Annotated in this window: 2 protein-coding genes; both read left to right on the top strand. The window is 72.4% G+C overall.

The window, feature by feature from the left end:
* The first annotated feature begins 86 nt into the window (after positions 1 to 86).
* Positions 87 to 761: an HAD family phosphatase gene (locus DQW06_RS25985; RefSeq protein ID WP_019608085.1), complete on the top strand. Its 675-nt coding sequence runs from the start codon at positions 87 to 89 to the stop codon at positions 759 to 761.
* Positions 762 to 816: 55 nt separating this feature from the next.
* A partial coding sequence (locus DQW06_RS25980) for a DUF6912 family protein (RefSeq protein WP_117199485.1) occupies positions 817 to 1134 on the top strand: 318 nt, incomplete at its 3' end.

Genomic DNA, 1134 nt, shown 5'->3' with positions numbered 1-1134 from the left:
CGGGCGGGGAAGCGTTCTTCCCGTTCCCCGCCCGACCCGCGGGCGTCTGGGGGGAGAGGTCACCGACGACCGGAGGAGGGGATCGGATGGACGGCACCCGGCGAGGGGTCATCTGCGACTGGGGCGGTGTCCTCACACCGCCGCTGCCCGTGGGCATCCGGGCCTGGCTGCACGCCGACCGCATCGACGTCGAGCACTACCACGAGGTCATGCGGCCCTACTTCGACGGCAGCGTCGAGGGGGAGAACCTCGTGCACGCGCTGGAGCGGGGCGAGATCGACACCTGCGCGTTCGAGCGCGAGCTGGCGGCCCTGCTGCGCTGCACGCACGGCGGCCCGGTGGTGGCCGAGGGGCTGATCAACCGCATGTTCTGCGAGTTCGACCCCGTGCACGACATGTACGAGGCCCTGCGCGAGGCCAGGACCGCCGGGGCCGTGACCGCCCTGCTGTCCAACTCCTGGGGCAACTGCTATCCCCGTGAGCACTTCGACACCACCTTCGACGCGGTGGTGATCTCGGGCGAGGTGGGGATGCGCAAGCCCGAGCACCGCATCTACCTGCACACCTGTGAGCGGATCGGCCTGCGCCCCGAGGACTGCGTGTTCATCGACGACCTGGAGCACAACGTCCGCACGGCCGAGGAACTCGGGATGACCGGCATCCTGCACACCGACGTGGACACCACGCGGCTGGAGCTGGAGCGCTTCCTGGCGCCGGACGGCGACGGCGCGCCCCCGGTGCCCGGGGAGCGGGCGGCCTGAGCCCGGGGTTTGGCACACTTGGTGTGTTCATCCCGCATCCTGGAGAGCCGCTCGCATGTACGTCTTCCTGCCCAGCACCATCCCCGCCCTGGCTCGCCTGCTGGAGGAGGGGCGCCTGGAGGGCGTGCCGCTGACCGCGTTCGCGGCCGACCCCGGCCCGGACGAGGACGTGGAGGAGGCGGAGTACGAGGCCATGTACGCCGCCGCCGGGGAGTCGCTGGCGCTGCTGGCGGCCGACTCCGGCGCTCCCCGGCGACGGGTGGTGCTGGCCGCGGACATGCCCGACCAGGTCGTCGAGCGCGCGGGCCGCGCGGGGCGGGGCGTGGTCCGGGTGAGGGTCACCGGGGCCGTTCCGTTCAAGAAGCTGGCGTCG

The organism is Nocardiopsis sp. TNDT3 (assembly GCF_003427465.1).
GTDB lineage: Bacteria > Actinomycetota > Actinomycetes > Streptosporangiales > Streptosporangiaceae > Nocardiopsis > Nocardiopsis dassonvillei.
This window is presented reverse-complemented; position numbering and strand designations above follow the sequence as displayed.